This is a genomic window from Phormidesmis priestleyi ULC007, assembly GCF_001895925.1.
Taxonomy (GTDB): domain Bacteria; phylum Cyanobacteriota; class Cyanobacteriia; order Leptolyngbyales; family Leptolyngbyaceae; genus Phormidesmis_A; species Phormidesmis_A priestleyi_A.
In genome coordinates, this window is record NZ_MPPI01000078.1 from 1 (window position 1) to 5,476 (window position 5,476).

At 51.7% G+C, this 5,476-nt stretch carries 2 tRNA genes and 3 rRNA genes; all 5 read left to right on the forward strand.

Annotated features, from left to right (window positions below):
- Window positions 1–273: 273 nt before the first annotated feature.
- The 5 genes from BRW63_RS26535 to rrf all read left to right on the forward strand — a co-directional run bounded on the left by BRW63_RS26535 (window position 274) and on the right by rrf (window position 5,438).
- Window positions 274–1,764: ribosomal RNA gene (locus BRW63_RS26535) — 16S ribosomal RNA — on the forward strand.
- Window positions 1,765–1,935: 171 nt separating this feature from the next.
- Window positions 1,936–2,009: transfer RNA gene (locus BRW63_RS26540), tRNA-Ile, on the forward strand.
- Window positions 2,010–2,023: 14 nt separating this feature from the next.
- Window positions 2,024–2,096 (forward strand) — tRNA-Ala (locus BRW63_RS26545).
- Between the two features lie 239 nt (window positions 2,097–2,335).
- A 23S ribosomal RNA gene (locus BRW63_RS26550) occupies window positions 2,336–5,221 on the forward strand.
- Between the two features lie 100 nt (window positions 5,222–5,321).
- A 5S ribosomal RNA gene (rrf, locus tag BRW63_RS26555) occupies window positions 5,322–5,438 on the forward strand.
- The 16S, 23S and 5S rRNA genes sit together here with 2 tRNA genes alongside, the layout of an rRNA operon.
- Window positions 5,439–5,476: the final 38 nt, after the last annotated feature.

Genomic DNA, 5,476 nt, shown 5'->3' on the forward strand with positions numbered 1-5,476 from the left:
TTTTGCTTGACACGGTTCGCCTTGCCAAGTTATATTAGTCAAGCGGGTGAGAGGAACGGACGCGAAAGCGAAGGTTCTTCCCGTGCTGAACCAAGACAACTGCATAGTTTAGAAGTCATAATAGCACTTAAACCTCGTCAAAGCAAATTGACTTAAAGGAATACTTCGGTAGTGCTTTAAGGGTTAAAAAGTCGAGAATTGGATTTTTTGGTTAGTTAGTTCTAACCAGATGAAATCTTTCGTGAGCTGAACAAGCCCTATGTTTTTCAAAACAACATGGAGAGTTTGATCCTGGCTCAGGATGAACGCTGGCGGTATGCTTAACACATGCAAGTCGAACGGAATCCTTCGGGATTTAGTGGCGGACGGGTGAGTAACGCGTGAGAATCTGCCTTCAGGACGGGGACAACAGTTGGAAACGGCTGCTAAAACCCGATGTGCCTACGGGTGAAATATTTATAGCCTGAAGAGGAGCTCGCGTCTGATTAGCTAGTTGGTGCGGTAACGGCGTACCAAGGCGACGATCAGTAACTGGTCTGAGAGGATGACCAGTCACACTGGGACTGAGACACGGCCCAGACTCCTACGGGAGGCAGCAGTGGGGAATTTTCCGCAATGGGCGCAAGCCTGACGGAGCAATACCGCGTGAGGGAGGAAGGCTCTTGGGTCGTAAACCTCTTTTATCAGGGAAGAACACAATGACGGTACCTGATGAATCAGCATCGGCTAACTCCGTGCCAGCAGCCGCGGTAATACGGAGGATGCAAGCGTTATCCGGAATTATTGGGCGTAAAGCGTCCGCAGGTGGTTTTGAAAGTTTGCTGTTAAATCGCGAGGCTCAACTTCGTAACGGCGGTGAAAACTTCAAGACTAGAGTTTGGTAGGGGTCACGGGAATTCCCAGTGTAGCGGTGAAATGCGTAGATATTGGGAAGAACACCAGCGGCGAAAGCGCGTGACTGGGCCTGAACTGACACTCATGGACGAAAGCTAGGGGAGCGAAAGGGATTAGATACCCCTGTAGTCCTAGCCGTAAACGATGACAACTAGGTGTTGCCCGTATCGACCCGGGCAGTGCCGTAGCCAACGCGTTAAGTTGTCCGCCTGGGGAGTACGCACGCAAGTGTGAAACTCAAAGGAATTGACGGGGGCCCGCACAAGCGGTGGAGTATGTGGTTTAATTCGATGCAACGCGAAGAACCTTACCAAGGCTTGACATGTGCAGAATCCTCTTGAAAGGGAGGAGTGCCTTCGGGAGCTGCAACACAGGTGGTGCATGGCTGTCGTCAGCTCGTGTCGTGAGATGTTGGGTTAAGTCCCGCAACGAGCGCAACCCTCGTTTCTAGTTGCCATCATTGAGTTGGGCACTTTAGAGAGACTGCCGGTGACAAACCGGAGGAAGGTGGGGATGACGTCAAGTCAGCATGCCCCTTACGCCTTGGGCTACACACGTACTACAATGCTACGGACAAAGAGCCGCAAGTTCGCGAGGACAAGCAAATCTCATAAACCGTGGCTCAGTTCAGATTGCAGGCTGCAACTCGCCTGCATGAAGGCGGAATCGCTAGTAATCGCAGGTCAGCATACTGCGGTGAATACGTTCCCGGGCCTTGTACACACCGCCCGTCACACCATGGGAGTTGGCCACGCCCGAAGTCGTTACTCCAACCGTTCGCGGAGGAGGATGCCGAAGGCAGGGCTGATGACTGGGGTGAAGTCGTAACAAGGTAGCCGTACCGGAAGGTGTGGCTGGATCACCTCCTTATAGGGAGACCTACCCGTTTCTCCTTGAACGTTCAGTTCTCCAGTGAATCAATTAACCTCGGTTGATTTGATTGGTTAGAGGATTGGGCTATTAGAGAAGAAGCTGGTCATCCCAAGGTCGTTCGAGGATTGAGTGTTGACTTCTAGACTATGTAAGATTGGTTCGGGCTATGGGCTATTAGCTCAGGTGGTTAGAGCGCACCCCTGATAAGGGTGAGGTCCCTGGTTCGAGTCCAGGATGGCCCACCTTTTGAAAATGAGGGGGTTTAGCTCAGTTGGTAGAGCGCCTGCTTTGCAAGCAGGATGTCAACGGTTCGAGTCCGTTAACCTCCACTGAGAGCAGAGAGCTTTCGTACCCGAAGCGGCATCAACTTCAGCAACTTGTCTAACTAGGTCTTCACGAATGTGAGACTAGGATTAGAGAGCCTGCTGGACTTGTTCCAGACAGAACCATGAAAACTGCATAGAAACTTGTCAGGTAGAAAGTAGTAAATCTTTCACGAGTTGCTTACAAGGCAACGAGTGAGGGGTTTCAACAGATATCACAGACACCAATGTTGATTGATTGAAGTGGTCAAGCTAACAAGGGCTGATGGTGGATACCTAGGCACACAGAGGCGAAGAAGGACGTGGTTACCGACGATATGCTCTGGGGAGTTGGAAGCAAGCATTGATCCAGAGATTTCCGAATGGGGCAACCCTATATACTGCCACCTGAATCCATAGGGTGGCAAGAGCGAACGCAGCGAATTGAAACATCTTAGTAGCTGTAGGAAGAGAAAACAAACGTGATTTCCCAAGTAGCGGCGAGCGAAACGGAAACAGCCTAAACCAGGGTGCATGCACCTTGGGGTCGTGGGACAGCGATATGGACTCAAGCGGCTAGACGAAGCAGTGGAATGCTGCACCAGAGGGGGTGAAAGTCCCGTAGTCGAAAGCTTAATGATACTAGCTGAATCCCGAGTAGCATGGGGCACGTGAAATCCCGTGTGAATCCGCGAGGACCACCTCGTAAGGCTAAATACTCCTGTGTGACCGATAGTGAACCAGTACCGCGAGGGAAAGGTGAAAAGAACCCCGGAAGGGGAGTGAAATAGAACATGAAACCATCAGCCTACAAGCAATGGGAGGACGATTTAAACGTCTGACCGTGTGCCTGTTGAAGAATGAGCCGGCGACTTATAGGTACAGGTAGATTAAGCCGAGAATGGCGAAGTCAAAGGGAAACCGAGTCTGAACAGGGCGTTAATCTGTATTTATAGACCCGAACCCGGGTGATCTAACCATGGGCAGGATGAAGCTTGGGTAACACCAAGTGGAGGTCCGAACCGACTGATGTTGAAAAATCAGCGGATGACCTGTGGTTAGGGGTGAAATGCCAATCGAACCCGGAGCTAGCTGGTTCTCCCCGAAATGTGTTGAGGCGCAGCGGCAATGATTATAGCGAGGGGGTAAAGCACTGATTCGGTGCGGGCTGCGAGAGCGGTACCAAATCGAGTCAAACTCTGAATACCTCGTGTACAGATTGCCAGTGAGACGGTGGGGGATAAGCTTCATCGTCAAGAGGGAAACAGCCCAGACCACCAGCTAAGGTCCCCAAATCACAACTCAGTGATAAAGGAGGTGAGAGTGCCCAGACAACCAGGAGGTTTGCCTAGAAGCAGCCATCCTTAAAAGAGTGCGTAATAGCTCACTGGTCAAGCGCTCTTGCGCCGAAAATGAACGGGGCTAAGTTGTGTACCGAAGCTGTGGGATATATCTATCGATGTATCGGTAGGGGAGCGTTCTGTTGTAGTTTGAAGCATCAGCGAGAGCAGGTGTGGACGAAGCAGAAGTGAGAATGTCGGCTTGAGTAGCGCAAACATTGGTGAGAATCCAATGCCCTGAAATCCCAAGGTTTCCTCCGCAAGGCTCGTCCACGGAGGGTGAGTCAGGACCTAAGGCGAGGCTGAAGAGCGTAGTCGATGGACAATCGGTTAATATTCCGATACTGATTCTGGATTGTGCAGAGGGACGGAGAAGGCTAACACAGCCGCATGTTGGTTCGCGGTTTAAGTGTTCGAGGTGATGAGAGCCGGTGAAAACGGCTTGAGCTGAGACATGAGTACGAGAGTCTACGGACTCGAAGTGTGTGACGTCAAGCTTCCTAGAAAAGCTCTAACCACGTTAATCCAGAATTACCTGTACCCTAAACCGACACAGGTGGGAAGGTTGAGAATACCCAAGGGCGCGAGATAACTCTCTCTAAGGAACTCGGCAAAATGGCCCCGTAACTTCGGGAGAAGGGGTGCCATCGAAAGGTGGTCGCAGTGAAGAGGCCCAAGCGACTGTTTACCAAAAACACAGGTCTCCGCGAAGTCGTAAGACGAAGTATGGGGGCTGACGCCTGCCCAGTGCCGGAAGGTTAAAGAAGTCGGTCAGGGATTCGTCCTGAAGCTGGCGACTGAAGCCCCGGTGAACGGCGGCCGTAACTATAACGGTCCTAAGGTAGCGAAATTCCTTGTCGGGTAAGTTCCGACCCGCACGAAAGGCGTAACGATTTGGGCGCTGTCTCGGAGAGAGGCTCGGCGAAATAGGAGTGTCTGTGAAGATACGGACTACCTGCACCTGGACAGAAAGACCCTATGAAGCTTTACTGTAGCCTGGTATTGGGTTCGGGCTTTGTTTGCGCAGGATAGGTGGGAGACTAAGAGATTGTCCTTGTGGGGACGATGGAGTCAACGGTGAGATACCACTCTAACAAAGCTAGAATTCTAACCGTTTGCCGTGATCCGGCAGCGGAACCGTATCAGGTGGGCAGTTTGACTGGGGCGGTCGCCTCCTAAAAGGTAACGGAGGCGCGCAAAGGTTCTCTCAGGCTGGTTGGAAATCAGCCGTAGAGTGTAAAAGCACAAGAGAGCTTGACTGTGAGACGTACATGTCGAACAGGGACGAAAGTCGGCTTTAGTGATCCGACGGCGCTGCGTGGAAAGGCCGTCGCTAAACGGATAAAAGTTACTCTAGGGATAACAGGCTGATCTCCCCCAAGAGTTCACATCGACGGGGAGGTTTGGCACCTCGATGTCGGCTCATCGCAACCTGGGGCGGTAGTACGTCCCAAGGGTTGGGCTGTTCGCCCATTAAAGCGGTACGTGAGCTGGGTTCAGAACGTCGTGAGACAGTTCGGTCCATATCCGGTGCAGGCGTAAGAGCATTGAGAGGAGCCTTCCTTAGTACGAGAGGACCGGGAAGGACGCACCGCTGGTGTACCAGTTATCGTGCCAACGGTAAACGCTGGGTAGCTATGTGCGGAGCGGATAACCGCTGAAAGCATCTAAGTGGGAAGCCCACCTCAAGATGAGTGCTCTCATGGGGTTAACCCAGTAAGGTCACGGGCAGAACACCCGTTGATAGGCGGTAGATGGAAGTGCAGTAATGCATGCAGTCGAGCCGTACTAATAGACCGAGGGCTTGACCTCTGATCTTCAACAGACAAATGTCTGACAAAAAACAAGTTTCTATGCAGCCTTCATGGCTCTACCCAACCATGCCTAACCATAGGTTAAAGCCAAAAGCTTTCCTGGTGTTTCTAGCGTCGTGGACCCACCCTGACCCATCTCGAACTCAGGTGTGAAACGTGACAGCGGCGAAGATAGTTGGAGGGTAGCCTCCCGCAAAAATAGCTCATCGCCAGGTTGAATATTAAAAGAACAAAGCCTCCTTTCTTAGCTGAA